The sequence below is a fragment of the Vibrio sp. D404a genome, from assembly GCF_030248535.1.
Lineage (GTDB): Bacteria > Pseudomonadota > Gammaproteobacteria > Enterobacterales > Vibrionaceae > Vibrio.
On sequence record NZ_JAHGAJ010000045.1, the window covers coordinates 33731 to 59832 of the forward strand.

Genomic DNA, 26102 nt, shown 5'->3' on the forward strand with positions numbered 1-26102 from the left:
GCAACACATAAACACAACGGTAAGTTTCGGTATAACGTTTAAAAATCATACAGGTAGATACCAATTTAACGATTGCTACCCGATTAGGTCGAGCATTCTACCACATTAATATTCATTATGGCTGAATTTAAGACTAAAGAATGTAAGGTTGAAGAGCGACGCTACATTCATCGTCATTTATCACCTTAATAGCGACAGTTCAGCGACGTTCATTAAAAAAGCCCGCATTTGCGAGCTTTTTAATACAATTAAGGCTTTAGCCCAAAGTCGAAAGCTTAGCGTTTCGACAACAGTTCATTGATTGCACCCAAGAACTGTGATGGATCTTCCATTGAGCCTTTCTCAGCTAGCATTGCTTGGCCTAGTAGAAGTTCAACCCAACGGCCAAAAGCTTCTTCATCGGCTTCGTCTGCCATTTGCTTAACCAAAGCGTGCTCAGGGTTAATCTCAAAGATGTATTTAACCTCAGGTGCAGCTTGGCCAGCTGCTTCAAGTAGCTTAGCCATTTGAGTACCCATTTCGAAATCATCCGTTACCACAACAGCAGGCGTGTTTGCCAGCTTGAACGTGGTACGTACCTCTTTCACACGCTCACCTAGGTAAGATTGAGTGCGCTCGACAACAGATTTGAACTCTTCTTCTGTCTCTTTTTGCTTCTCTTTCTCTTCTTCGCCTTCAAACTTGCTTAAGTCTAGGCCCGCCTTGGTGATTGATTGGAATTGTTTACCATCGAAGTCAGTTAGGTAGTTCATTACATACTCATCAATGCGATCGTACATTAGAACCACTTCAATGCCTTTTGCTTTAAATTGCTCTAGGTGTGGGCTGTTTTTTGCGGCTGTGTAGTTGTCTGCAGTCAGGTAGTAGATCTTATCTTGACCTTCTTTCATACGCTCGACGTAAGACGCTAGGCTGATTGTTTGATCAGAAGAATCGACTTCCGTTGATGCAAAGCGCAGCAGACCAGCGATCTTCTCTTTGTTCGCCATGTCTTCCGCTGGGCCTTCCTTCATCACAAGACCAAACTCTTTCCAGAACTCTAGGTACTTCTCATTGTCGTTCTTCGCCATACGCTCAAGCATGGTCAATACACGCTTAGTACAAGCACCACGTAGCGATTGAGTCACCTTGTTGTCTTGTAGGATTTCACGAGAAACGTTCAGAGGTAGATCATTCGAGTCAATCAAACCACGAACAAAGCGCATGTATGATGGCATAAACTGTTCTGCGTCATCCATGATGAAAACACGCTGAACGTAAAGCTTAAGACCGCTCTTGTGGTCACGGTTCATCATATCCCAAGGCGCTTTAGATGGGATGTAAAGCAGGCTTGTGTAGTCGTTCTTACCTTCAACCTTGTTGTGGCTCCAAGTCAGAGCATCTGCAAAGTCATGAGAAACGTGTTTGTAGAACTCTTGGTATTCTTCTTTAGTGATGTCAGACTTGTTGCGAGTCCATAGTGCTTGAGCTTTGTTGATTTGCTCCCACTTCTTCTCTTCGGTGTCTTTACCTTCGTCATCTTTGACGGCAGTTAAAATCGAAACTGGAATACCGATGTGGTCAGAGTATTTGCTGATCACGTCGCGTAGACGCCACTCATTTAGGAACTCTTTACCTTCGTCACGCATGTGAAGAATGATGTCAGTACCACGAGACTCTTTTGAGATTGTCTCGATAGTGTATTCACCTTCGCCTGCAGAGTGCCATTGAACTGCCTCATCATTAGCAAGGCCAGCGGCACGAGTGCGAACCGTTACTGCATCCGCCACGATAAATGCAGAGTAAAAACCAACACCAAACTGACCGATCAGCTGTGAATCTTTGCTTTGGTCTTCTGAAAGCTTAGAGAAAAAGTCTGCTGTGCCTGACTTCGCGATGGTACCTAAATGTTCAATCACATCATCACGGCTCATACCGATGCCATTGTCTGAAATGGTCAAGGTATTAGCATCGGCGTCAAAAGAGAGCTTCACACCTAGGTCAGCATCACCTTGGTACAGTTCACCATTTGACAATGCCTGAAAACGCAGCTTGTCTGCAGCGTCAGATGCGTTTGAGATCAGTTCACGAAGAAAGATCTCTTTATTCGAATATAGTGAATGAATCATCAAGTGAAGCAGCTGCTTAACTTCTGATTGAAAGCCACGAGTCTCTTTATTTTGCGTTGCTGTTTCGCTCATTTTTACTCCAAAACATCTATACTTAAAACGTCAAAATCGGAAGGATATTCTGACTTGTCCCCCCTTGTATGTTCATTAACATGAGGATGACAATTGTAAATTCAAGGTCAAAAATCATAAAAACACTGTTTTTTTGATCTGTTTTTATTATGCTAAGGATCATAAATATAAAAGAACATAAAAGAATCATGATTTAGATGGAATTGAAGCTGAATTCCTTCGCAATTTGTCTATTTCGCATCCAAAAAACCATTCAAAAACATAGAAGAGTTCAATGAGCAATATCGGCACAAAGTTTATTCTCGCGCAGCGATTTGTATTTGACCCTAATAGCAACTCCCTCGTTGATCAGAACAATGAAGGTGAAATCGTCCGTTTAGGCAGCAATGAAAGCCGCATTCTCCTTATGCTTTCAGAAAGACCGAACGAAGTGATCACTCGTAACGAACTGCACGAATATGTGTGGCGTGACCAAGGCTTTGAGGTTGATGACTCTAGCTTAACTCAAGCTATCTCGACGCTGCGTAAAATGCTTAAGGACTCAACAAAATCACCAGAGTTCGTAAAGACTGTGCCAAAACGCGGTTACCAATTCATCGCGACGGTAGAGCGCTCTGCACCATTTTCTTCGAGTGACCAATCTGTTACTGCCGAGAAACAAGACGTGGCATCAGAGGCTGTGGTTTCTGCGCAGCCTCAAATTGAAGAAACTCTCGAGCCAGCAACCGTTGAACCAAGCGTATCACCAACACCAGCAGCGAAGCCTGAAGTAGAGGTCAAAAACACCACTAGCCAAGTAAGCGCGCCAGCTGAAAACAAATGGTTGCATCGTGCTCTTTGGGTTTTAGCAGCGCTGATGCCTATTTTTGTTATCACCTTCACCAACCCGGCTGAGTCTGAATTCCGCACGCTTGCAGAAGTCGACGGTGTACAAATTTTATCGCCTATTAATCACCCTGATCTATCTAGCTGGATCCCAGCTATTGAACAGTGTGTAGCTCATTACAATGCAGAGCATGATGGTCACCTTAAGCCGACACAAGTGATTGCAACTGGCGGTCAGACCAACAACCTAGCTTTAAACTACATTCACGCACAAGAGTACTCGAGCGAAAACATCACTCTGAGACTGTACGCAAACCAAACTGACCTACGTGAAATTTGTAAGGGTGATCAGTAATATGAAATTAAAAATCTCACTAGTATTGCTTGTAGGCTCTGCTCTTTTCAGCGGTTGGTTGTACTGGGGCAGCGATGCCAAAGTTGAACGCTTACTGACGGCGCATGAGTGGCAGTCGAAGATGGTGACTCTAATCACTGAAAACAAACAGGAAGATACCATTGGACCATTGCGCAAGGTTGAACTCTCGTCGAATGCTAAATACCTACCAAACGGCACCTACCTAAGAATGTCGATTGTTAGACTGTATGGCACTGAGACAGCGCCTGCGAATGTGATTAACATTTCAGAGACTGGTCAATGGGACATCAACGATAACTATCTGTTGGTTTCTCCAACTGAGTTTAAAGATGTCACATCTGCACAGAGACAAGACTTCTCACAAGAGCAGTTAGATTTGATCACTCAGGTTATCAAAATGGACGCTGAGCAGAGTAGAAGAATCGATATTGTGAATCCAAAGGCACTGCTATTAACTAGCTTGAACCACGGTTCTACGGTATTGTTTTCAAACTAAGTGACCAAATAGCTAGATTAAGAGAAAGGGGCATGATGCCCCTTTTTGCTATCTGGCTGTTTGTCTAAAGCGTTATCTAGCTAACAACTCGACGCGCTCACACACCATCGATAAGAGAATAAGACATGGAACCACAAACTCTCCTTGAACCATCTGAAAAACCGACGGTTACCATTCACTATTGCCGCCAATGCAATTGGATGCTTCGTGCTAGCTGGTTGTCTCAAGAATTGCTGCATACCTTTAGCGAAGAGCTCGGTGCAGTAACACTTTGCCCAGATACCGGAGGTCGGTTCGAAGTTTTTTGTAACGGTGTACTCATCTGGGACAGAAAAGCAGAAGGGGGATTCCCTGAGGCAAAAATACTCAAACAACGAGTCCGCAATATCATTGCCCCAGAACGCGACCTAGGCCACGTCGATTCAAAATAACACTCGATCTTATCTCAGTGCTCTTTGATTACTTAGCGCACGGATTATAGTGCGCCGCTTTTTAGAACATCACCATCAAACGTTAACACAGAAAAAGTGCCGTTTTCATACAAACCATAGCTGGCTGGGTGTCCATCGCGCGGAAAGGTGACAGAGCCTGGATTGAAGATGAAAACCTCGTCTTGGTGCTCAGCAACAGGGATGTGAGTATGACCATGCGCAATCACATCACCAGGATTCAGCGGTGGACGTTTGTTGGTGTTGTAGAGATGGCCATGCGTTAAGAAGATACGCTGTCCAGAAGGCAACAACACCCACGAGTAATCCATCATCATTGGAAATTCGAGCAACATTTGGTCGACTTCGCTGTCACAGTTTCCGCGCACCGCAATGATCTGTGAAGCAAACTCATTGAGCTTCTCTGCCACTGCTGGAGGGTTATAACCGTCAGGCACAGGATTTCTTGGCCCATGGTTTAGGGTATCGCCTAATAACACCAAATGTTGGGCACCAGATGCCTGATACAGCTCAAGGACCTTTTCTGTCGCTGGCAGTGAACCATGCAGGTCTGAGGCAAAAAATAATTTCACGCGTACATCTCCATAAAAACTATAGGCCTATTGTACGGCTCCCCTTACTTTACGTCATCCTTCGCCATGCCATTTATCACGATATTATTGTAACTGACCATGCCAATGATCTTTCCCTCTTGAATGACAGGTGCTCGACTCACTCCAAAACGCTCAAACAGTCTCGCACAATACTTAACGTTCATTTCAGCAGAGACACTCAACGCTGGCTTGGTCATGATTTCATAGATGTTAGTTCGTTGAGGCGACCGATTCTTTGCGAGCACCTGTTTAGCGATGTCATTCATCAACACAATGCCGTACTCGTCATCATCATGACGCTTATCCACAATCAGTGCTTTGACACTATGCTGTCGCGCTAGTCCGATCGCTTCATGTACTGTGATCAGCCCATCGACAATGATGTATGTGTTCGCCATTACGTCGACGACGCGGATAATTTGTTGTTCGCTCATAGCTTGTCCTCAACAACCTTGGTTAATGTTTCTACTTGATGCGCCACGCCTACGGCATCTTCAACGTCAATCTGCACCGCGATACCCTGCCCCGACTCTTGGTCGAACTCCCCTACCTCACTGATGGTTTCGAGAATATGACGGGAAAGGTGTTCCTCGACGACAAACAGCAAGACGTCTTTCTGCACCTCTAGCGTTAACCCAAAAAAGGTGCGCTTTTGATTGAGCCCCTCTCCACGAGCATTGCTGATCACCGTAGCACCTGTTGCTCCAGCTCCTCGCGCTGCATCCAAGACGACATCTGTTTTACTATCCTCAACAAAGGCTAAAATGAGTTTAAAACGCATCTACTGCTCCTTATATTCCTGTGATTGAGCTTGTTGTTGCTGAGCTTTTTGTGGCTCTATTCGTTGTGGTTGGTTGAGCCATTGAGTAATTTGCGCATAACTCATGACAGAGATAATTGGGAACAAGCTGGCAAAGGCGATCAGCCCAAAACCATCAATGACTGGGTTTCGCCCCGGCACAGTAGAAGCCAAACCTAGCCCAAGGGCCGTAACTAAAGGCACAGTCACTGTTGAGGTCGTTACCCCTCCAGAGTCGTAGGCCAATGGAATAATCAGTTTCGGTGCATAGAATGTTTGAACTACTACCACAACATAACCAGCAATAATGTAGTAATGAATGGGATCACCCGCGACAATTCGATAGCTACCTAATGAAATCCCAATCGCAACTCCCAAAGCCACGGCGATTCTTAGTCCATTTACACTAATACTGCCGCCCGATACTTGGTTCGCCTTGATCGCAACCGCAATCAATGAGGGTTCAGCGATGGTGGTACTAAAGCCGATAAAAAAGGCAAACAAATACACCCAGTAGTAATCAAACCAACCAAGTAGCTCACCCTCGCTAAGCTTAAAATCACTGAGAAAATCCGGGGCAGTGAGTTGCATCGCCATGGTTTCGCCTAACGGGAACAGTGCCAGTTCGAGCCCCATCAAGAACAGTGTTAAACCAAGAATGACGTAGAAAAAGCCAAGTATGACTCGCGGAAGATTGGTGACAGGTTTACGCAGCACCGCTAACTGAAAACCAAAAATGATGGCGGCAATCGGGATCACATCCATAACGGTGCCAAAGAAGGTATCGACAAATAGGTTGAGATTCATCATGCAATCACCATTCCGTACACCATCACAAACATCATGGGTAACAACGAGGCGAAGGCAATCAAGCCAAAGCCATCAATCATAGGGTTACGCCCCTTTATCGACGACGCAAGCCCGACACCTAATGCGGTGACTAAGGGAACTGTGATAGTTGACGTTGTGACGCCACCTGAGTCATAGGCGATGCCGATGATATTTTCTGGTGCAAATACCGTTAATACCACCACGCCAATGTAGCCACCAATGATCATGAAATGGATAGGCCAACCTTTCAAAATACGCAGCACGCCTAATACGATGGCTAAACCGACAGATAAGGCCACAGTGATACGCAGCCCGTTGGCGTACTCTTCCATCTCTTGGAGTGAGTTAGGGATCACCCCTCCCTCAGCAGCCACTTCTGCGGCCTCATCGGCAACAGCAGTTAACGCGGGCTCCGCGATGGTGGTGCCAAAACCAAGGCAAAAAGCAAAGATTAGCAGCCATACAACACTTCCTTTGCGGGCAAAGGCTTGTGCCATCGATTCACCGATAGGAAACAACCCCATCTCTAAACCGAAGATAAAAAAAGTCAGCCCCAATACCACAAGAACTAAACCGCTGATGATCGACACGAGGTTAGGCAAAGGCTCCTGCAACACCACCAGCTGAAAAAACGCAATCACAACGACAATCGGCAGCAGATCTCTAAGGCTACCGAGCATAGCTTTCATTAAAGCAAATATCGCTGTCATCAACTCTCCTTGTCCCTAAGGGCGATCTAATGCGAGACGTAATGAGCTACGCCATGAATTCCTTGTATTTAATAAGCATGACAAATTTCCGTTTATCGAGATGTGACTCGCATTAAGCACTTAGTAACATATTGAAACATTTTCGTTAAACTGTGAGCGTGCCCACTGACTAGGATTAACGCAGCTTCAACACCGCTCTTTGAGTTATCACATGAATGAAACCTTATGATCGTTATATAGTTTTCTGCGTATTGGTTGGCAGACTAAAACAAGCCATGTCTATAATTAATAAATTAAGAGGAGGTTGGTATGAAGATATTGTTGACGGGTGGCACTGGGTTTATTGGCTCGGAACTGATAAAAAGCTGGCAAACGGATGAAGTCACGCTGCTTACTCGAGATCCGTCCAAAGCACAGGGAGCACTCAATCACCTGAACCAGAATAATCTTCACTACATCACCTCTCTAGACGATCTTTCTGACCTTAATGACTTCGATACCGTAATAAATCTCGCAGGGGAACCGATCGCAGATAAACGTTGGAGCTCCGAGCAAAAAGAGCGCATTTGCCAAAGCCGTTGGCATATCACAGAGAAGATTGTTGAGTTGATTCATGCCAGCACCAACCCACCGAGTGTGTTCATTAGCGGCTCTGCTGTGGGATATTATGGGGACCAACAAGAACACCCCTTTGACGAAGCGCTGAATGTATCAGACAACAGTTTTCCTCATAAAGTGTGCGCACACTGGGAAGAGATCGCCAAACGTGCACAGTCGGACAATACTCGCGTCGTCCTACTGAGAACCGGCATCGTATTAGGTGAGCATGGTGGAGCGTTAAAGAAGATGCTATTGCCGTATAAACTCGGTCTCGGTGGGCCTCTAGGTTCTGGGAAGCAGTACATGCCTTGGATCCACCTACTCGATATGATCAGGGCAATCAACCATCTGCTCAACACACCTCACGCACAGGGTGAATTCAACATGTGTGCGCCTCATCCAGCCACTAACAAGCAGTTCAGCCAGACCTTAGCCAAACAACTTGGCCGCCCTCATATTCTGTTCACACCGAAGTGGGCGATGTCTTTGATGATGGGAGAGTCCTCTTGCTTGCTGTTCGACAGCATTCGCGCCAAGCCTAAGAAACTCACCGAGATGGGCTTCATATTCAGTTACTCAAGAATTGAGCCTGCATTAAAAAACTTATTACAACATCAAGACTAATTCCTTTAACCTAGGGCAATATCTCTAGGAAAGGAACCGCCGTGACTAAATCAATATTGATAACTGGATGCTCAACGGGTATTGGTTATACCTGCGCGCATGCACTTAACGAGCGTGGCTTTCATGTCATCGCTTCATGCCGCAGTGAGCAAGATGTCTTAAGACTCCAGCAGGAGGGACTAGACTGCATTCTGCTTGACCTTAATTGCGAGCAAAGTATTGAACAAGGCGTAGAAAAAGCACTCGCGCTTGCTCCTAATGGTCTGTACGCCCTGTTCAACAACGGCGCTTATGGTCAACCCGGCGCGTTGGAAGACCTACCCACTCAAGGTTTACGCGACCAGTTTCAAACTAATTTTTTCGGCTGGCACCACCTCGTCAACTTAGTCCTTCCACATATGCGAGAACGAGGTGAAGGACGAATTATTCAAAATAGTTCTGTACTTGGTTTTGCAGCAATGAAGTATAGAGGTGCCTACAACGCCTCTAAATTCGCGATAGAGGGATGGACAGATACGCTAAGACTTGAGCTTCATGGGAGTGGTATCCATATTTCACTGCTTCAACCGGGCCCAATCGAAACAGAATTCAGACGTAACGCTCTGATTGCCTTCAATAACTGGATCAAGCCAGAGCGCAGCGTTCACAGAGACTATTATCAACAGCAGCAACAGCGACTTGAGAATGAAACCTCAGGAAACCGCTTTGTACTGCCGCCAGAAAGCTGTATCGAGCCCGTCTATCATGCGCTGACGGCAAAGCAGCCTAAATTACGATATCGAGTCACCACGCCGACAAAGATCTTTTCGATCCTTAAACGCTTGCTGCCAAACCGATGGTTAGATCCTATTTTACGCAAAGCGGCTTAATAACAAATAACCGAATTACTCGCAAAAATAATGTAACGATGTAATTTGTTCGTAACAATAAGATGTCATGATTCACATCGTAGCATCAAGCAGCCCTGCTTGATCTCTCCACTGAAGGTACATTCATGACTCTTAACACCTTAAACTGGGTTGGTGTGAGTGTTGCCATCACCCTATTTTTACTGTTTTGAGTACAAACAGGGAATGCACCTCCAACCTGATTGGTAAATAACGCTATGCTTTCTCGCCCCAAAAAAGGCGCTGAAACGTAGCGTTTTTTATTGCCTTTTCGCCTATTTTGCTATCTCGCCACTGTAACCTTGAAGTTACGCTAACTGACCCCATATCACTGTTAGCACTCAATTTAACTCAAGGAACGCCCATGCAATCGCCGCATATTGTTGAACTCAATGAACAGAACTTTCGTCAGGTACTCGAAGGTTCGATGCAAACACCTGTTCTGATCCATTTTTGGGCACCAATGAGCCAAGAGAGCGCTCAAATTATTCCGGAACTGCAAACCCTGACTCAGCAATACAATGGTGCATTTACCTTGGCACTATTAAACTGCGAACAAGAGCAAGCTATTGCTAGCCAATTTGGTGTACAAGCCCTGCCGACCATTGCCCTCTTTGTGAATGGACAACCGGTTGACGGTCTAGGCGGCCCTCAAAGCTTAGAAGCGATTGTTGGCATGCTGAGCAAACACCTGCCTAGTCAAGACGAACTAATCCTTCGTCAAGCGTTAGAGCAGATGCAAGCTGGTGAACACCTACAGGCCCTAACTGCGATACAGCAATTGCCAGAAGAACTGACGAGCAAAGGCGAAGTAAAACTGGCTATCGCTGAATGTCTTCTCGAAACGCAGCAATTCGATCTGGCGGAGGCTCAACTAGCGACCATTCCACTTGAGTATCAAGACAACTATTTCAAGGGACTCGTTGCAAAGCTTGACCTTCATAAGCAAGCGGCCGATAGCCCACAAATTCAAGCACTGGAAGCGAACCTTCAAGCAAACCCGAGCGATGCTAAAGTCGCAGCGGAGCTTGCTCTGCAATACCATCAAGTGAACCGTAGCGAAGAAGCGCTTGAATTACTCTGGTCATTCTTAGTGAAAGATCTTAACGCTTTAGATGGTGACATGAAGAAAAGCTTTATGGACATTTTGAGTGCACTTGGTCAAAGCAATGCGGCGGCAAGTAAGTATCGTCGTCAGCTTTACTCACTACTCTACTAATTCGCTTTACTGGATAAAACAGTCAATAAGCAAGCTATCTTTCCGTTCTGCATCTCTAAAAAATGAGCCATAAAATCAATATTTTATGGCTCATTTCTCATTTATAAATTTGCTCAGCGTTCAAAATTAAGCCACTATCTTTAATGACAAATCAAAGACTCGTTCAAACAAGGATTTTGTATGGCTATTGATACACTGATTACTATCGGCGGCTTTACCGTTGTCGCCCTTCTTTTCATTTTTGCCGGCGTGAAAACCGTTCCTCAAGGCAATAACTGGACCGTTGAACGTTTTGGTCGTTATACCTTGACCCTTAAGCCCGGCTTAAACCTAATCATTCCATTTATTGATAGCATTGGACAAAAGATCAATATGATGGAACGCGTATTAGATATCCCAGCTCAAGAGGTGATCTCTAAAGATAACGCCAATGTGGTTATCGATGCCGTCTGTTTTGTACAAGTTATTGATGCGGCGCGAGCTGCTTATGAGGTAAATGACCTAGAGCATGCCATTCGTAATTTGACTCTAACCAATATTCGTACCGTCTTAGGTTCTATGGAGCTCGACGAGATGCTCAGTCAACGTGACATGATCAACAGTAAGCTATTGAACATCGTTGATGAGGCCACTAACCCTTGGGGTGTTAAAGTTACCCGTATCGAAATTAAAGACGTTCAGCCACCAGCCGACCTGACCGCAGCAATGAATGCTCAAATGAAGGCGGAGCGTAATAAGCGTGCTGATATTCTTGAAGCGGAAGGTGTTAGACAAGCTGAGATCCTGAAAGCTGAGGGTCATAAGCAATCGGAGATCCTGAAAGCCGAAGGTGAAAAGCAAGCTGCGATTCTGCAAGCCGAAGCCCGTGAACGTGCTGCTGAAGCAGAGGCGAAAGCGACAGAGATGGTTTCAACGGCAATCGCTCAGGGTGACATGCAGGCCGTCAACTACTTTATCGCGCAAGGCTATACCGATGCACTTAAATCGATTGGTCAGGCTGAAAATGGTAAGATTATTATGTTACCGCTAGAGGCATCAGGATTAATGGGCTCTGTAGCGGGCATAGCGGAGATGTTTGCCCATAAAGGGGACAAGAATAAGGAGTAGCGTATGATTGAATTACTAGAGCAGGTCAACCATTGGCATTGGCTTGCACTCGGGTTATTGCTACTTGGTTTAGAATTGCTAGGAACAGCTGGGTACTTTCTTTGGATCGGTATCTCAGCGATGATCGTAGGGGCTCTCCTTGGAGGCTTACCTCTAGGCTGGCAGATGCAATGGCTCTCGTTTGCTAGCTTCTCGCTCATTACGACTTGGTTGTGGTGGCGCAGACAATTAAAGAGTGACCGTAAATCTGACAAAGCGCGAGTGCTCAACCAAAGAGATAAACAGCTGATTGGTACGACGACTCGCGTTGATGCCGATATTCAAAAAGGCAAGTGCCGCATTCAACTCGGTGATACCACTTGGTCTGCCGTTGCAGCAAGCGATATTAAGTCGGGTACAGAAGTTGTAGTCACCGCAGTTGACGGAATAGTTCTGACTATTACACCTGTAGACAAATAATATAAAGCCATTAGTGTTAGTGCTAATGGCTCTCTTTTATTCACTAATCCACAAGGTCATTAATGATTGGACAGTGACTGTTATTGTCCCCTGGGCACTTCTCAACCCAAGCTTCTAACGTTGTCTTAATCGCCATTAAATCTGCAATTTTACGGTTCACTTCGTCGAGCTTGCTCTGAGCTTTAGCTTTAACATCGGCACTTTCTCGACATGGATTGTCAGCCAATGCGACCAATTCTCTGCACTCTTCCAACGAAAATCCAGCACTTCTGGCCTTAGCAACCACTCCTAGCTCTTTAACTTGCTTTTGAGTGTAGGCTCGATAGCCATTGTCTGAGCGTATTGGCTTTGAAATCACGCCCTTATCTTCATAGAGGCGAATCGACTTCGTAGATAGGTTAGTTAGCTTTGCGACTTCACTTATATTCATGATATTGCTCAAATCATTAGCAGAGTTAGGCAAGACTGCCCACTCAAAACAACGTACATTTTGAACAAATAATACACCTAATCAAGGCTTAAACGTAGTCAATATAATAAGAGAAAATAAAGCCTGCGAATTATGGTCAGTTTTACCAACTTTTAAATTGAAGGACTCAGTTTCCGAAAATTAGCATTACGCAATTTCAATAAGTTACTGATTAATTTGGCCAAACTATTGATTGTTATTTTTTATAAAAAATTTTTATATTTTTTTGATCTTTGCGAAATAGTTCACATACTAATGAGTATCTCTTATTTGAAGGGATTTTAAGTGAGGTGTCATTATGAAATATTTTTTAGCATTTGCGTGTAGTTTACTTTTTAGTTTCTCTGTATCGGCTCAGAATCCAGGAAATTCAGCATCAGGGCCTCTGGTTAATTGCGAATTAAACGGTCACGTCGATTACGTTCCTATTGTTATTTGCAAACACAGTAACGGTACGGTTCTAGATTAAAAAAAGGAGCCATTGGCTCCTTTTTCTCAATTCTATAGTAGCTGTTTAATTATCGCCTTTCTCTCATCTATTGAGGCTTTCTCAAACCAATAACTAAACATTTCCGCTTCTTTTGAACCTGTTAGTGACTGAATTTCAGAAGAAGAACGGTTTTCAACAGCCCAATTTAGAGTCTCACTCTTCTCGGCAGCTGGTACTTCTTCAAACCAGTAAGTCGACATCTCAACAGGTTTAGATGCATTAGCAACAGGCTGTTCAGGTTGAGCAGCAACAACAGGTGCAGAAACCATAATAGCAGGCGCTAAAGTTGTGCCAGAAGCACTAGAATAAATAGTTTCGATATATTCTTTAGGTACGATGAAGGTAGTGCTTAACACCCCGCCTTGTCCTTCAAGGGTAAACTCAAGATCACTTTGTCTTGCCTGTTGAACGTCTTTTTCTGTCAGAGGAAAGGTAAAGTATTGTGTTCTAGTGCAATGCTCGCTGCAGCTTTCTCGTGATAGTTGAGTGCTACTAATGTCTAGCGACTTACCAAAGAAGTTGACCGTGGAATATTCTTTGTAACTTTGGAAGTAACTTACATCCATCGTTATTAATGATTCAGGTGTCGCACTGTTAGACACTTTATGGTTGTAGGTAAAGTATAGCGACGACTTTAAAATATCAGCTCCAACATTCGCTTTGCTGTCGGGAGAATATGATTGACCTGTAACCTCGATATATCCATTTTTAGGTGTTATCTCAGCAACAGAGTTATCAAAGTTGCTTTTAGAATCTAGTGAACTACAAGCTCCCAAAAATAATGACAATACTACGATACTAACTTTATTCATTATGCTTAATTCCTTATATTCACTAAGTAAAAACGCTGGTAAAGCAACTTACCAGCGTTCATTTATCAAACTAAGATAATATCTTAGAAGCCGTATTCAAGACCAATACGAGTTACGATATCTGACGAAACCTCACCACGGTCATTGTCAGTAAAGCTACGGCTTGCTACACGTAGGTAAGGAACAAAGCCGTTATGAACATACATCAACTGACCAGAAATGGTATCACTCTTATCTGTAGCACTTGCTTTCAATGAAGAGTTTGCAGCAGTTGTACCTGAAAGCTCTGCGTCATCATTGGCTGCGTAGCCTACTTTAAAGCCCCAAGGACCATTCCAGTATTGACCAATGATAGAGTAAGAGTCTTGCGTATATTTACGAGTGCCATTGTCAATCTCTTCGCCTTTGTATGCTGCGGCGATACCAAAGCCAGCTGGCAAGCTTGCTTCAAAGCCAACAATGTATGCAAACGTATCATCGTTATAGCCTTCTACTGCAGCTGTACATTTTGGCGTACCCGGGTTATCTGGGTCAAACACACAAGACTCTGCAGTATCAGCAACTACGCGGGTACCACTTTCAATACCACCCATGAATGTGATTTTTTCGAATGCGTATTTTGCACTTGCACCGAAGAATTGAGCATCACGAGTAACAGCACCACCACCATTGTCATTATCATCACGACCAGCAGAAGCTGCGAAAGAGAAACCACCAAATTTTGGAGAATCGTAACGGATTTGGTTAGATTGACGATCGTAGTGACCATTGATGCCGCCCCAGTCGAATACAGAACCAAGACCTGGGTTTGAGTATGGCCAGTCAACGATTTCGTATAGAGGAGTCAGAACACGACCCACACGTAAATTACCCCAAGAACCTGAAGCACCAACGAATGTATCACGGAAACCTAACACACCACCAGAAACACCACCATGAGACCAGTCTGTGCTATCAACATAACCTGACTCGATTTGCATCGTGATGGTTACGTCATCAAACATCTCTTTGTGCGCACGGAAACCAATACGTGATTCATTCTCTACAGCGAAGCCACTGCTAGCATCGTCTTGGTCTGTCGTGTTGTAGTTTACAAGAGAGATAGCTGCAACACCGTAAACGTCAACGTTGAAGTCAGAGTTAATACCTACTTCTTTAGCCATTGCGCCAGTAGAAATCATTGCTACTGCCGCACCTAATAGAGTGCGCTTGAAAATTTTGTTGTCCATGGAATAAAACTCCTAAAAATGGATATAGCTGTTTGATTATTTCTCACCTAAAGTTGGCCGCCGTAGAGAGAAATACCTTTTCTTGTTAGGAACCTCTAACCGCCCGAGATTCCTTTTTCCTTACTGGGTATACACTGTGTGCATCCATGTCACTAAGACTAACTTCGCCTCTAAAAAGATCAATGAGAACTTAATTCTCATCTAAAAAAATATGAGTTGGTGCAAATTTATCTATGACTTAGTGATCCCGATCGACAAAAATCATCGTGTTCACACAAAAACCATCAAAACCATACAAAAACAACAACTTACAATTTAATTATATCTATAAATGGTGATATCACTCGCAAATAAATGACGTGCGGAACGCTATTTCCCTATTATTGAGCGAAGTCACAGTCCCAAAATGAGAGTTAATATAGCGACAAATTTCACGGCAAATAAAAAGATTAAATTTTGTATGCAAAACAAAAAAAAGGCACTCCATTGAGGAGTGCCTTTGAGCTTTTTTTAGCTTGCTTTACTTAAGAAATCAGCGCAATAAGGTCCTGCTCATTTCTTATTTCGATACCTAAATCTTGTGCTTTAGTTAGCTTAGAACCGGCGGCTTCACCAGCAAATAGGATGTCTGTTTTCTTGGAAACGCTGCCTGTTACTTTTGCACCCAGTGCTTGTAACGCTGCTTTCGCTTCGCTGCGTCCTAATTGAGAGAGGGAGCCCGTCAAAACTACTGTCTTACCTTCAAGTGGTAGTGACTGCCCTTCTGCAGGCGCTTCTATTGCCGGCCAGGTGAGCCCTAACTCTAGCAACTTATCAACCACTTCACGGTTCTTATCTTGTGAGAAGAAGCTGGTAATATGGCTAGCAACAATATCACCGATATCTTGCACATCTACGAGTTGTTCGTGAGTCGCAGCCTGAACCATATCAAGCGACTTAAAGTGCTGAGCAAGGTTCATTGCCGTTGCTTCACCAACTTCTCGAATACCCAGAGAGTACAAGAAACGAGCTAGGGTCGTTTCTTTCGCTTTGGTCAGTGCATTCACCACGTTTTGCGCTGATTTCGGCCCCATGCGGTCTAACACCGTTAAGACACCTGCACTTAACTTAAAGAGATCAGCAGGGGTTTCAACCATTTCACGGTCAACCAATTGCTCAATCACTTTCTCGCCCAAGCCGTCAACATCCAGTGCTTTACGCGAAACAAAGTGCTTGAGCGCTTCTTTACGTTGCGCCTGACATACCAGACCTCCGGTACAACGGGCCACGGCTTCACCTTCAACACGTTCGACAGCAGAGCTACACACAGGACAAGCTTCAGGGAAAACAATCTCTTTTGCGCTCTCAGGGCGACGCTCCGTAACTACAGCAACAATTTGAGGGATCACATCACCGGCACGGCGAATAATCACACTGTCGCCAACCATAACGCCTAAACGTTCTATTTCATCTGCGTTATGCAGAGTTGCATTACTTACCGTTACACCACCAACAAACACAGGCTCCAGTTTCGCGACAGGAGTAATCGCCCCTGTTCGGCCAACTTGGAACTCGACGTCGTTAAGCAGTGTGATCTCTTCTTGTGCAGGGAACTTATACGCTATTGCCCAGCGTGGAGCGCGTGCAACAAAGCCTAAAGCCTCTTGAGCCGCGATATTGTCGACTTTGATAACCACACCATCTATCTCATACGCGAGTGCATCGCGACGAGTCATAATATCTTGGTAGTAGGCCTTCACATCGTCCATTGAGCTTAGCTGCTTGGTCTCTGGACACATTGGTAGTCCCCAGCTTTTTAGCTGTAGGAAACGCTCATAGTGGCTGCCAGACAGCTCTACGCCTTCAACGACACCGACGCTATAAGCATAAAAAGCTAACGGACGTTTTGCCGTAATACGAGAGTCTAACTGACGCAAGCTACCTGCCGCAGCGTTACGAGGGTTAACAAAAACCTTTTCGCCTTTCTTCAGTGCTTGTTCATTGAGTTTGTCGAAGCCTGCTTTCGGCATAAAGACTTCACCACGAACCTCAATACGAGTTGGCCAGCCTTCACCTTGCAGCTTCAATGGGATAGAGCTGATTGTACGCACGTTTTCTGTAATGTTTTCGCCCGTGGTACCATCACCACGGGTGGCGGCTTGAACTAGTGTACCGTTTTCATAAAGAAGACTTACCGCTAAACCATCAAGCTTTGGTTCACAGCAAAAGGTCTTCAAATCTGAAGTAGGTGCACGATCAGACATACGTTTATGGAAAGCATCTAGGTCTTCGTCAGAAAAAGCATTGTCCAGAGAAAGCATCGGGATCTCATGCGTCACCTGGGTAAAGCCATCTAGAGGCTCACCACCAACGCGCTGGCTTGGTGAATCTACAGTCACCAATTCCGGGTGTTCTTGCTCAATCTTCAGCAGTTGCTGCATTAATCGATCATATTCAGCATCAGGGATCTCTGGGCTATCTTCAACATAATAGCGGACGGCATGATAGTGCAGAGTCTCTTTTAACTGCTCTAAAGTACTTTGAATGGATTCTTTCATATCATTCTCTGTCAGATTGAAATATCAAAAAGGGCCCCATCAGGAGCCCTTTCTATCATTATAGATTAACTGTAAGGCTTACATTATGTATTAAGCGCCTTGACCAACCATAAAGTCTCGGATTTGCTTGCGGTATTCAGACAATCGATTTGGCGTCATTAGGTTTCTGGATTCGTCCAGCACATTACCACCTAAATCATCCGCAATTTGTTGTGCCGCACTCAGCATAACATTGAAATTTTGATCCGCTTGACCGTAACACGGCAATGTCATGAAGAATGAAATGCCTTTGGTTGTAAAGTCTGCCGGATTGTCATGCTCAAGCGTGCCTGGCTGCATCATGTTCGCGACACTGAAGATTACTTTTGGTGTATCTGCAGCTTCAGCAAAGCAGTGATAAATCGACATCTCACCGTAAGTAAGACCATTATTTTCCATGCTGCGGAATAGTTCAGTACCTACAAACGGCGTTTCACCAGCACAATGTACATTCAGTACAATCACTTCTAAGCCCAAGTCATCTTCTTGTGCTTCTTGAGGTGCAGCTTCTGCCGCTTCAACGGCTGGAGCTGTGTCTTCTTGTTGCAAATTCTGTTGAACAGGCTGAGTGTCAAACTCTGGCTCTTGTGACATAGCACCGTAATGCTCTTTAAAGTCAGCGTGGTTCTCTTTCTGCTCTTCGGTTAGTTCAAAGTTTGGAACCGCTGGTTCAGGCGTTAATACAGGAGCTGACTCTGGCTGTTCTTTCGCAGGTGTTTCGACACTGAAAGACGGTAAATCATTCAACTCTAGATCGGCTTGCTCATTCTTAGCTGAAGGGCTTGAAGTCAGAGGATCAGAATCAATCAATGGATCGGCACTGGTTGGAGATACCGCAAAATCTGGCTCTTTGCGCTCTTTACGAATGATTTCGAAATCATCTTCAGGTGCAAAAGAACGCTCTGGCATCGTATCCGCGTCATCTAAGCTGTCATTGTCGAGCTTACCAAGTGGTTTATCACCAAATTTGGCTTTCCCTTCTTTTTTACTCGTCCACAATCCGTGGAACAATAATGCGGCGATCGCTAGTGCGCCAACAATAATGAGTACAAATCGCAATTCCTGCATTTTTCGCTCTCAGCTTTCATAGTCACTCTGAAATTTCAGGTCACTATATCAGTTAGGTTAATTTGACCAATCTCACTACTGTATCAAAAGTAGCTACTGTTTTAGAACAACTTAATACAATAAGTTCCTCAGTTGATGTGATTTTCGCCACGCTTTTTTTCTTAATATCGGTCGAGTACACTATAGATGTTTGCTATTTAACCAACTCCCCTTATGTGAGCTGATATTCCAATATGACTAATTTATCGATTCCACGCTCTGGCTTCGGCTACTTCATCTTTGGCGCTAAGATAGCGCTCTCCCCGAGTATCCGTAAATTTGTACTAATGCCATTGATTGCCAACGTATTACTGGTTGGTGGTGCTCTGTTTTACATTTTCTCTAACCTCAATACTTGGATTGATGGTTGGCTTGAAGGCCTGCCAAGCTTTTTGACTTGGCTCTCTTACGTTTTATGGCCTCTATTAGCATTAACGATACTCGCCACTTTTTCTTACTTTTTTAGTACCTTGGCGAATTTTATCGCGGCGCCCTTTAACGGTTTACTATCAGAAAAGGTCGAAGAGCTATTAACAGGAAAGAAAGTTAACGATGATGGTTGGATGGATGTAGTCAAAGATACACCACGTATCCTTGCCCGCGAATGGCGAAAATTAGTATACACCCTGCCAAAAGCCATTGGCCTATTCTTACTATTATTGATTCCTGCCCTCGGTCAAACCGTCGCACCCTTCTTATGGTTCATTTTCACTGCGTGGATGCTAGCCATTCAATACGCTGATTACCCATTTGATAACCACAAAATCAGCTTTGATGACATGAGACATTCACTGAAACAGAAACAAGGCAAAACCTATGGGTTTGGTGCGTTGGTTTCTGTCTTCACCACCATTCCTATTCTCAACCTGATCGTGGTTCCTGTTGCTGTTTGTGGTGCAACGGCGATGTGGGTCGAAGAACATAAAGGTCAATTTACTCACCTTCGTTAAACCCTTCTACTATTGGTAGAGCTAACGCCCGTTTTGTTGAATCACTGATTTCTATCAAAATGGGCGTGCATTCTGCTACATATCTATATGATATAACTTTTTAATCCTTTTACCTTTTTTTCAACTTGTTTAATCTAAATTCAACCTAAACAAACATTGAAATAAACGGGACGACTAAGTCATTGATATGCCGCGTTTAGTTCTGTCATCAAATGAAGGAATATTCCATGAGCAAGATTTACGAAGATAACTCCCTTACGATTGGTAACACACCACTGGTTCGCCTTAACAAAGTAAGTAAAGGCAACGTACTAGCGAAAGTGGAGGCTCGTAACCCAAGCTTCAGTGTTAAGTGTCGTATCGGTGCGAACATGATCTGGGAAGCTGAAAAAGCCGGCACGCTGAAACCAGGTGTTGAGCTTGTAGAGCCAACAAGTGGTAATACTGGTGTTGCACTTGCTTTCGTAGCGGCTGCTCGTGGTTACAAGCTAACACTGACTATGCCTGAATCAATGAGCCTTGAGCGTCGTAAGCTTCTAAAAGCACTGGGTGCAAACCTAGAACTAACAGAAGCAGCTAAAGGTATGAAGGGCGCTATCGCTAAAGCAGAAGAAATTGTTGCAAGCGATCCAGAAAAATACCTACTACTTCAACAGTTCAACAACCCAGCAAACCCAGAGATTCACGAGAAGACGACTGGTCCTGAGATTTGGGAAGCGACTGACGGTGAGATCGATGTCTTTGTAGCAGGTGTAGGTACTGGCGGTACAATTACCGGTACAAGCCGTTACATCAAAGGCGAAAAAGGCAAAGCAATTACTTCTGTAGCGGTTGAGCCAGCAGAATCGCCAGTAATTGCACAAGCGCTTGCAGGTGACGAAATTCAACCAGCGCCACACAAAATCCAAGGTATTGGTGCAGGTTTCATCCCTGGTAATCTAGATTTAGAGCTCGTTGACCGTGTTGAGTCTGTGACTTCAGAAGAAGCAATTGAGATGGCTCAACGCCTAATGGCTGAAGAAGGCATCCTAGCGGGTATCTCATCTGGTGCGGCAGTAGTCGCTGCAAACCGTCTAGCGGAACTGCCTGAATTTGCTGGGAAAACAATTGTTACAGTTTTACCAAGCTCTGGTGAACGATACCTCAGTACAGCACTGTTTGCCGGCATTTTTACCGACAAAGAGAACCAACAGTAATATGTGGTCAAATCAATATTTGGTCTAAAAAAGCCCCTAATAGGGGCTTTTTTGTTGATCCCTGCCTCACCTTTGGTAATATCACCCCTGTTTTATTTTTCGCTTCAAAATAAAAGAAGCAATAAACCAGATTCTGAAGGTTGTGAGTACTCACCACAAGAGCACCATAGCTGGATAAAATTTTAACCAAGAAGTTCTAACACGAACATGGCGTACTACCCTCTAGCGCAAACGCGTTAAAGAAGTTAAGCTAAACTTGGTTATAGACTTTACAAATAATAAATTAATTGGGGTATATAAAATGTACGAGAAGCAAGTAGAAATCACAGCAGAAAACGGTCTTCACACTCGTCCAGCTGCACAGTTTGTTAAAGAAGCAAAGTCTTTCGACGCAGACATCACAGTGACTTCTAACGGTAAAAGCGCAAGCGCTAAGAGCCTATTCAAACTACAAACTCTAGGCCTAGTTAAAGGTACTGTAGTTTCTATTTCTGCTGAAGGCCCACAAGCACAGCAAGCGGTAGACCACCTAGTTGCTCTAATGGACCAACTACACTAATTCGGTCTTCTTCTTTCAAAGCCATTTTGCCCTGCAAAGTGGCTTTGTTCGAAATAGAACAGAATAAGCTCAGCATAATGCTAAGCTGAATAAGTCACACACTCTCCCGTTTACAGTTGACCAACTTAAGGTAAAGCTATGATTTCAGGTATCCTAGCATCTCCTGGTATTGCTATCGGTAAAGCACTACTACTTCAAGAAGATGAAATCGTTCTAAACACTAACACTATCACTGAAGACCAAGTTGAAGCAGAAGTTCAGCGTTTCTTTGACGCTCGTAACAAATCTTCAGCTCAACTAGAAATTGTTAAGCAAAAAGCGCTTGAGACTTTCGGTGAAGAAAAAGAGGCGATCTTTGAAGGTCACATCATGCTTCTTGAAGATGAAGAGCTAGAGGAAGAAATCCTAGCACTTATCAAGAACGACAAGATGCACGCAGATAACGCAATCCACACGGTTATCGAAGAGCAAGCATCTGCACTTGAGTCACTAGACGACGAATACCTAAAAGAACGTGCAACTGATATCCGTGATATCGGTACTCGTTTTGTTAAAAACGCTCTAGGCATCAACATCGTTTCTCTAAGCGATATCGATGAAGAAGTTATCCTAGCAGCTTACGACCTAACGCCATCTGAAACTGCACAAATCAACCTAGACTACGTACTAGGCTTCGCTTGTGACATCGGCGGTCGTACATCTCATACATCTATCATGGCGCGTTCTCTAGAGCTTCCTGCTATCGTTGGTACTAACGATATCACTAAGCAAGTTAAGAACGGCGACATGCTTATTCTTGATGCGATGAATAACAAGATTGTTATCAACCCATCAGACGCTGAGCTTGAAGAAGCGAAAGCAGTTAAAGCTGCATTCCTAGCTGAAAAAGAAGAGCTAGCTAAACTTAAAGACCTACACGCTGAGACTCTAGACGGTCACCGTGTAGAAGTTTGCGGTAACATCGGTACTGTTAAAGACTGTGACGGCATCATCCGTAACGGCGGTGAAGGCGTTGGTCTGTACCGTACTGAATTCCTATTCATGGACCGTGACACACTTCCTACTGAAGAAGAGCAATACGTTGCTTACAAAGAAGTAGCTGAAGCAATGAACGGCGAGTCAGTGATCATCCGTACTATGGATATCGGTGGCGACAAAGACCTACCGTACATGGATCTTCCAGAAGAGATGAACCCGTTCCTAGGCTGGCGTGCAGTACGTATCAGCTTAGATCGTCGCGAAATCCTACGTGACCAACTACGCGGTATCCTTCGTGCATCTGCACACGGTAAGCTTCGCATCATGTTCCCAATGATCATCTCTGTTGAAGAGATCCGTGAACTGAAGAAAGCGATCGAAGAGTACAAAGCAGAACTTCGCGCTGAAGGTCTAGCATTCGACGAAGAGATCGAAATCGGTGTAATGGTTGAGACACCTGCTGCGGCAGCTATCGCACACCACCTAGCGAAGGAAGTATCTTTCTTCTCTATCGGTACAAACGACCTTACTCAATACACACTTGCTGTAGACCGTGGTAACGAGATGATTTCTCACCTTTACAACCCACTGTCTCCTGCTGTTCTTACTGTTATCAAGCAGGTTATCGATGCGTCTCACGCTGAAGGTAAGTGGACAGGTATGTGTGGTGAGCTTGCAGGTGATGAGCGTGCAACACTGCTTCTACTAGGTATGGGTCTAGACGAGTTCTCTATGAGCGGCATCTCTATCCCTAAAGTGAAGAAAGTTATCCGTAACTCTAACTTCGCTGAAGTGAAAGCAATGGCTGATGAAGCACTATCTCTACCAACTGCTGAAGAAATCCAAGCAGTAGTAGAAAAGTTCATCGCTGAGAAAACTCAGTAATCACCAATGGCTTAATATGATTAGACGACTAAAAAAAGTCGTCTAATTTGCTAGATTGGTATAGTATATTCTACAGAATAAAACTAAACGTTAGGAGCATGACACAATGGGTCTGTTTGACAAACTTAAGAAGCTAGTATCTGATGACAGCGCTGACGCTGGTGCAATCGAAATCATCGCACCTCTATCTGGTGAAATCGTAAATATCGAAGACGTGCCAGATGTTGTTTTCGCTGAAAAAATCGTTGGTGACGGCATCGCGATCAAACCAGCTGGCGACAAAATGGTAGCTCCAGTTAACGGCACTATCGGTAAGATCTTCGAAACTAACCACGCATTCTCTATCGAGTCTGACGACGGTGTTGAGCTATTCGTTCACTTCGGTATCGATACTGTTGAACTTAAAGGCGAAGGCTTCACTCGCGTAGCAGAAGAAGGCCAAACTGTTAAAGCTGGTGACACTATCATCACTTTCGACCTAGCGCTTCTAGAAGAAAAAGCAAAATCAACTCTTACTCCAGTTGTTATTTCTAACATGGACGAAATCAAAGAGCTGAACAAACTTGCTGGTTCTGTAACTGTAGGTGAAACTCCAGTTCTGAAAGTGACTAAGTAATCTTTACTTAGCATTTCAAAAGTTCAAAAAGCGCAGCCTCACGGCTGCGTTTTTTGTTGTCTGGAAAAATTAGCCCAATAAAGAAAGAGCGGTACCGGTATCTTGGTTCGCTTGTGCGAGTAGTGTTGACGTCGCACGTTCTAGCATCTGAGATTTGGTCAGTTCCGTCGTTATCTGAGCATAATCGGTATCTCTGATCTGCCCTTCTGACTCAGCGATACGATGAAAGGTGTTGTTGAGGCTATTCATGGTTCGGCTCACTCCGTTCTGGAATCCGCCTATCTCACTCCGATGCCCATCTACATAATTCAATGATGCATCAATCACGGCAACGCCAAGTTGCGCGCCACCTACGGTTGTCATATCAACATCATCCAAGGATATGGCTTCAGTATCATCAAAATTAAAAGCACTCGCTGCCTCTCCTGAGACTTCAAAGCCGTGAGGTGAATCCGCATGAGCTGAAAACAGCTGAAGCTGGTGATCTTCGTTTACCGACGCTCTAATAACATCCTGCTGCCCGTTGATGAAGGTGGCTACCTGATAGATGTCATCGCCCTCCTTAAGCATGAAATCGAACGCCTGAGCATCTCCGTTGCCATCTTTATAGCTGACACTCAAACCTTGCTCATTAGAAGCGACTCGCCAATTCTCATCAACGTCACTGTTTGCTTCAGTAAAGTGTCCTCCCATTTGTGGGATATTGGTGTACATGTTTTTGAGCGTGAGAGAGACCGCATTAGAATCTGCACTTAGGTTAAAGTTACGCTTACCAAAAGAGCCGTCAAATAGCTGATCGCCTGCAAACGTCGTTGAAGAGGCAATACGATCCAGATCATTGATCAACATTTCCGATTCAATTTGAATACTTTCGCGCTCATCCCGACTCAATACACCATTGGATGCCTGTAAACCAAGATCACGAAGCTTTTGCAGCATATTGGTACTTTCGTGCAGCGCGCCTTCGGCAGTTTGAGCAATAGAATCCGCATTAGTTGCATTCGACAACGCAGCATCAAGGCCTCGAGTTTGCGCTTTGAGTCGATTGGCTATTTGAAGTCCAGCAGCATCGTCGCTACCCGCATTGATACGTGAACCAGATTGAAGTTTAGATTGAGCGTCTACAGCTTGGCTTTGCGCCTCACCGAGATGTCGTTGTGCAATAGAGGAAGAAATATTGGTCTGTATTGATACCATTACGTTGTATGTCCTTGGGTTGGGCTTACCCCACCTTCTGTGTTAGTTCTATTAACACCGATTGCATACATCAGAATGATACGACTTAAACCATTAATACAATTCATTATTCGGTAAAACTTGTAGATAAAAAGAAAGCTAGGTGTTTAACCACCTAGCTTTCAGTTTCAACTTTATTTCTAATTAGCCAAGTAGGCTAAGTGCTGAGTTCGGTGCTTGCTTAGCTTGAGCAAGAATCGAGCTAGACGCTTGAGAAAGAATTTGCGACTTAGTCATTTGCGTCGTTTCTTTCGCGAAGTCTGTGTCTTTAATACGGCTCTTAGATGCATTCACGTTTTCGTTGATGTTATCTAAGTTATTGATAGCGTGGTCGAAGCGGTTCTGGAATGCACCCAGCTCTGCACGGTGGCTATCTACGTATTTCAGGGCAGCATCGATGATAGCAACAGATTCTTGTGCGCCACCTACAGAAGTCACGTCGATAGTATCAACTGTTACTTCTTTACCGCCTTGAATGCCAAGCTCACCTGCAAGGCCACCAGAGAAGTCTACGCTGCCTTCTACCTTGTTGTTACCTGCGAACATTTGTAGCTTGCCATCTTCCGTTACAGACGCTTTAACAGAGTCTTGTTGACCGTTGATGTAAGTTGCTAGCTCTTCGATGTCATCGCCAGCTTTTGCATTGATGTCGATCTCTTGAGCTTGACCAAAGTTATCTGTGAACGTCATTTTCAGGTCGTTAGAGTCAGCTTGTACGTTCCAGTTCTTGTCTTTAGCGCTTTCAGTTTGGTAGCTCTTACCACCCATTTGAGCGTTGTCAGAGCGCATGTCTTTCAACTCAAGCATTACCGCTTCGCCGTTGTCCGCACCGATTTGGAAAGAC

At 44.4% G+C, this 26102-nt stretch carries 24 protein-coding genes and 4 pseudogenes; 14 read left to right on the forward strand and 14 right to left on the reverse strand.

Annotated elements, in window-relative coordinates:
• Positions 1-275: 275 nt before the first annotated feature.
• Complete coding sequence (gene htpG, locus KI655_RS22350; RefSeq protein ID WP_285408790.1) at positions 276-2180, reverse strand: molecular chaperone HtpG; 1905 nt, start codon at positions 2178-2180, stop codon at positions 276-278.
• 274 nt (positions 2181-2454) lie between these two features.
• Between htpG and KI655_RS24210 the strand changes: the two are divergent.
• The 4 genes and pseudogenes from KI655_RS24210 to KI655_RS22365 all read left to right on the forward strand — a co-directional run.
• A pseudogene (locus KI655_RS24210) lies at positions 2455-2830 on the forward strand (transcriptional regulator); the annotation flags it as partial.
• A gap of 161 nt (positions 2831-2991) precedes the next feature.
• Positions 2992-3360: pseudogene (locus tag KI655_RS24215) on the forward strand (transcriptional regulator); the annotation flags it as partial.
• Between the two features lies 1 nt (position 3361).
• A complete protein-coding gene (locus KI655_RS22360; RefSeq protein ID WP_285408793.1) occupies positions 3362-3877 on the forward strand; it encodes a regulatory protein ToxS in 516 nt (171 codons plus the stop codon).
• A 125-nt stretch (positions 3878-4002) separates the two neighbouring features.
• Positions 4003-4308: a SelT/SelW/SelH family protein gene (locus KI655_RS22365; RefSeq protein WP_285353405.1), complete on the forward strand. Its 306-nt coding sequence runs from the start codon at positions 4003-4005 to the stop codon at positions 4306-4308.
• Between the two features lie 44 nt (positions 4309-4352).
• On the opposite strand, the gene yfcE is transcribed toward KI655_RS22365, so the two are convergent.
• The 5 genes from yfcE to KI655_RS22390 are packed head-to-tail and all read right to left on the reverse strand — an operon-like array spanning position 4353 to position 7259.
• Complete coding sequence (yfcE, locus tag KI655_RS22370) at positions 4353-4898, reverse strand: phosphodiesterase (RefSeq protein ID WP_285408795.1); 546 nt, start codon at positions 4896-4898, stop codon at positions 4353-4355.
• A gap of 44 nt (positions 4899-4942) precedes the next feature.
• The gene (locus tag KI655_RS22375) at positions 4943-5353 is read right to left on the reverse strand and encodes a CBS domain-containing protein (protein WP_285408797.1); all 411 of its coding nucleotides are present in this window, start codon (positions 5351-5353) and stop codon (positions 4943-4945) included.
• Positions 5350-5700, reverse strand: coding sequence for a P-II family nitrogen regulator (locus KI655_RS22380; protein WP_285408799.1), 351 nt, complete (start codon positions 5698-5700; stop codon positions 5350-5352). Before KI655_RS22380 ends, KI655_RS22375 begins: the two co-directional genes overlap by 4 nt.
• Positions 5701-6528, reverse strand: a complete 828-nt coding sequence (locus KI655_RS22385) for a DUF1538 domain-containing protein (protein ID WP_285408801.1) — start codon at positions 6526-6528, stop codon at positions 5701-5703.
• The gene (locus KI655_RS22390) at positions 6525-7259 is read right to left on the reverse strand and encodes a DUF1538 domain-containing protein (protein WP_285408803.1); all 735 of its coding nucleotides are present in this window, start codon (positions 7257-7259) and stop codon (positions 6525-6527) included. The genes KI655_RS22385 and KI655_RS22390 overlap by 4 nt, the downstream gene beginning before the upstream one ends.
• A 309-nt stretch (positions 7260-7568) precedes the next feature.
• Between KI655_RS22390 and KI655_RS22395 the strand changes: the two genes are divergently transcribed.
• From KI655_RS22395 to KI655_RS22415, 5 genes are all read left to right on the forward strand, one after another.
• Entirely contained in the window at positions 7569-8483 is a 915-nt protein-coding gene (locus KI655_RS22395) for a TIGR01777 family oxidoreductase (protein ID WP_285408804.1), read from the forward strand.
• 41 nt (positions 8484-8524) lie between these two features.
• Complete coding sequence (locus tag KI655_RS22400; protein WP_285408805.1) at positions 8525-9352, forward strand: SDR family oxidoreductase; 828 nt, start codon at positions 8525-8527, stop codon at positions 9350-9352.
• 382 nt (positions 9353-9734) lie between these two features.
• Complete coding sequence (locus KI655_RS22405; RefSeq protein ID WP_285408807.1) at positions 9735-10589, forward strand: co-chaperone YbbN; 855 nt, start codon at positions 9735-9737, stop codon at positions 10587-10589.
• A gap of 180 nt (positions 10590-10769) precedes the next feature.
• Positions 10770-11696, forward strand: coding sequence for an SPFH domain-containing protein (locus tag KI655_RS22410; protein WP_285408809.1), 927 nt, complete (start codon positions 10770-10772; stop codon positions 11694-11696).
• Between the two features lie 3 nt (positions 11697-11699).
• Positions 11700-12155, forward strand: coding sequence for an NfeD family protein (locus KI655_RS22415; protein ID WP_285408810.1), 456 nt, complete (start codon positions 11700-11702; stop codon positions 12153-12155).
• A 43-nt stretch (positions 12156-12198) separates the two neighbouring features.
• Here the strand turns inward: KI655_RS22415 and cueR are convergent, their stop codons facing one another.
• From cueR to zipA, 6 genes and pseudogenes are all read right to left on the reverse strand, one after another.
• On the reverse strand, positions 12199-12585 hold the full coding sequence (gene cueR, locus KI655_RS22420; protein WP_285408812.1) for a Cu(I)-responsive transcriptional regulator: 387 nt from the start codon (positions 12583-12585) through the stop codon (positions 12199-12201).
• Positions 12586-13125: 540 nt separating this feature from the next.
• Positions 13126-13926: a DUF2057 domain-containing protein gene (locus tag KI655_RS22425; RefSeq protein WP_285408814.1), complete on the reverse strand. Its 801-nt coding sequence runs from the start codon at positions 13924-13926 to the stop codon at positions 13126-13128.
• Between the two features lie 289 nt (positions 13927-14215).
• Positions 14216-15155, reverse strand: a pseudogene (locus tag KI655_RS22430) (porin); the annotation flags it as partial.
• Positions 15139-15240 (reverse strand): annotated as a pseudogene (locus KI655_RS24120) (DNA ligase); the annotation flags it as partial. The pseudogenes KI655_RS22430 and KI655_RS24120, both read right to left, overlap by 17 nt.
• Before the next feature lie 439 nt (positions 15241-15679).
• Positions 15680-17692, reverse strand: a complete 2013-nt coding sequence (ligA, locus tag KI655_RS22435) for an NAD-dependent DNA ligase LigA (RefSeq protein WP_285408818.1) — start codon at positions 17690-17692, stop codon at positions 15680-15682.
• A 90-nt stretch (positions 17693-17782) separates the two neighbouring features.
• Positions 17783-18799 carry a cell division protein ZipA gene (zipA, locus tag KI655_RS22440; protein ID WP_285408820.1) on the reverse strand — a complete coding sequence of 339 codons (1017 nt, stop codon included), beginning with the start codon at positions 18797-18799 and terminating at the stop codon, positions 17783-17785.
• A 233-nt stretch (positions 18800-19032) separates the two neighbouring features.
• Here zipA and cysZ point away from each other — a divergent pair, with 233 nt between their 5' ends.
• From cysZ to crr, 5 genes are all read left to right on the forward strand, one after another.
• Positions 19033-19788: a sulfate transporter CysZ gene (gene cysZ / locus KI655_RS22445; RefSeq protein ID WP_285408822.1), complete on the forward strand. Its 756-nt coding sequence runs from the start codon at positions 19033-19035 to the stop codon at positions 19786-19788.
• Positions 19789-20015: 227 nt separating this feature from the next.
• Positions 20016-20984: a cysteine synthase A gene (cysK, locus tag KI655_RS22450; RefSeq protein ID WP_032551817.1), complete on the forward strand. Its 969-nt coding sequence runs from the start codon at positions 20016-20018 to the stop codon at positions 20982-20984.
• Positions 20985-21285: 301 nt separating this feature from the next.
• Positions 21286-21543 carry an HPr family phosphocarrier protein gene (locus tag KI655_RS22455; protein ID WP_032552209.1) on the forward strand — a complete coding sequence of 86 codons (258 nt, stop codon included), beginning with the start codon at positions 21286-21288 and terminating at the stop codon, positions 21541-21543.
• A 138-nt stretch (positions 21544-21681) separates the two neighbouring features.
• Positions 21682-23406, forward strand: coding sequence for a phosphoenolpyruvate-protein phosphotransferase PtsI (gene ptsI / locus KI655_RS22460; protein ID WP_285408824.1), 1725 nt, complete (start codon positions 21682-21684; stop codon positions 23404-23406).
• Positions 23407-23512: 106 nt separating this feature from the next.
• Entirely contained in the window at positions 23513-24022 is a 510-nt protein-coding gene (gene crr / locus KI655_RS22465; protein WP_032551815.1) for a PTS glucose transporter subunit IIA, read from the forward strand.
• Positions 24023-24091: 69 nt separating this feature from the next.
• On the opposite strand, the gene KI655_RS22470 is transcribed toward crr, so the two are convergent.
• Together KI655_RS22470 and KI655_RS22475 are read right to left on the reverse strand one after the other, a co-directional pair.
• Positions 24092-25219, reverse strand: coding sequence for a flagellin (locus tag KI655_RS22470; RefSeq protein ID WP_285408826.1), 1128 nt, complete (start codon positions 25217-25219; stop codon positions 24092-24094).
• A 183-nt stretch (positions 25220-25402) separates the two neighbouring features.
• A partial coding sequence (locus KI655_RS22475) for a flagellin (protein ID WP_285408827.1) occupies positions 25403-26102 on the reverse strand: 700 nt, incomplete at its 5' end.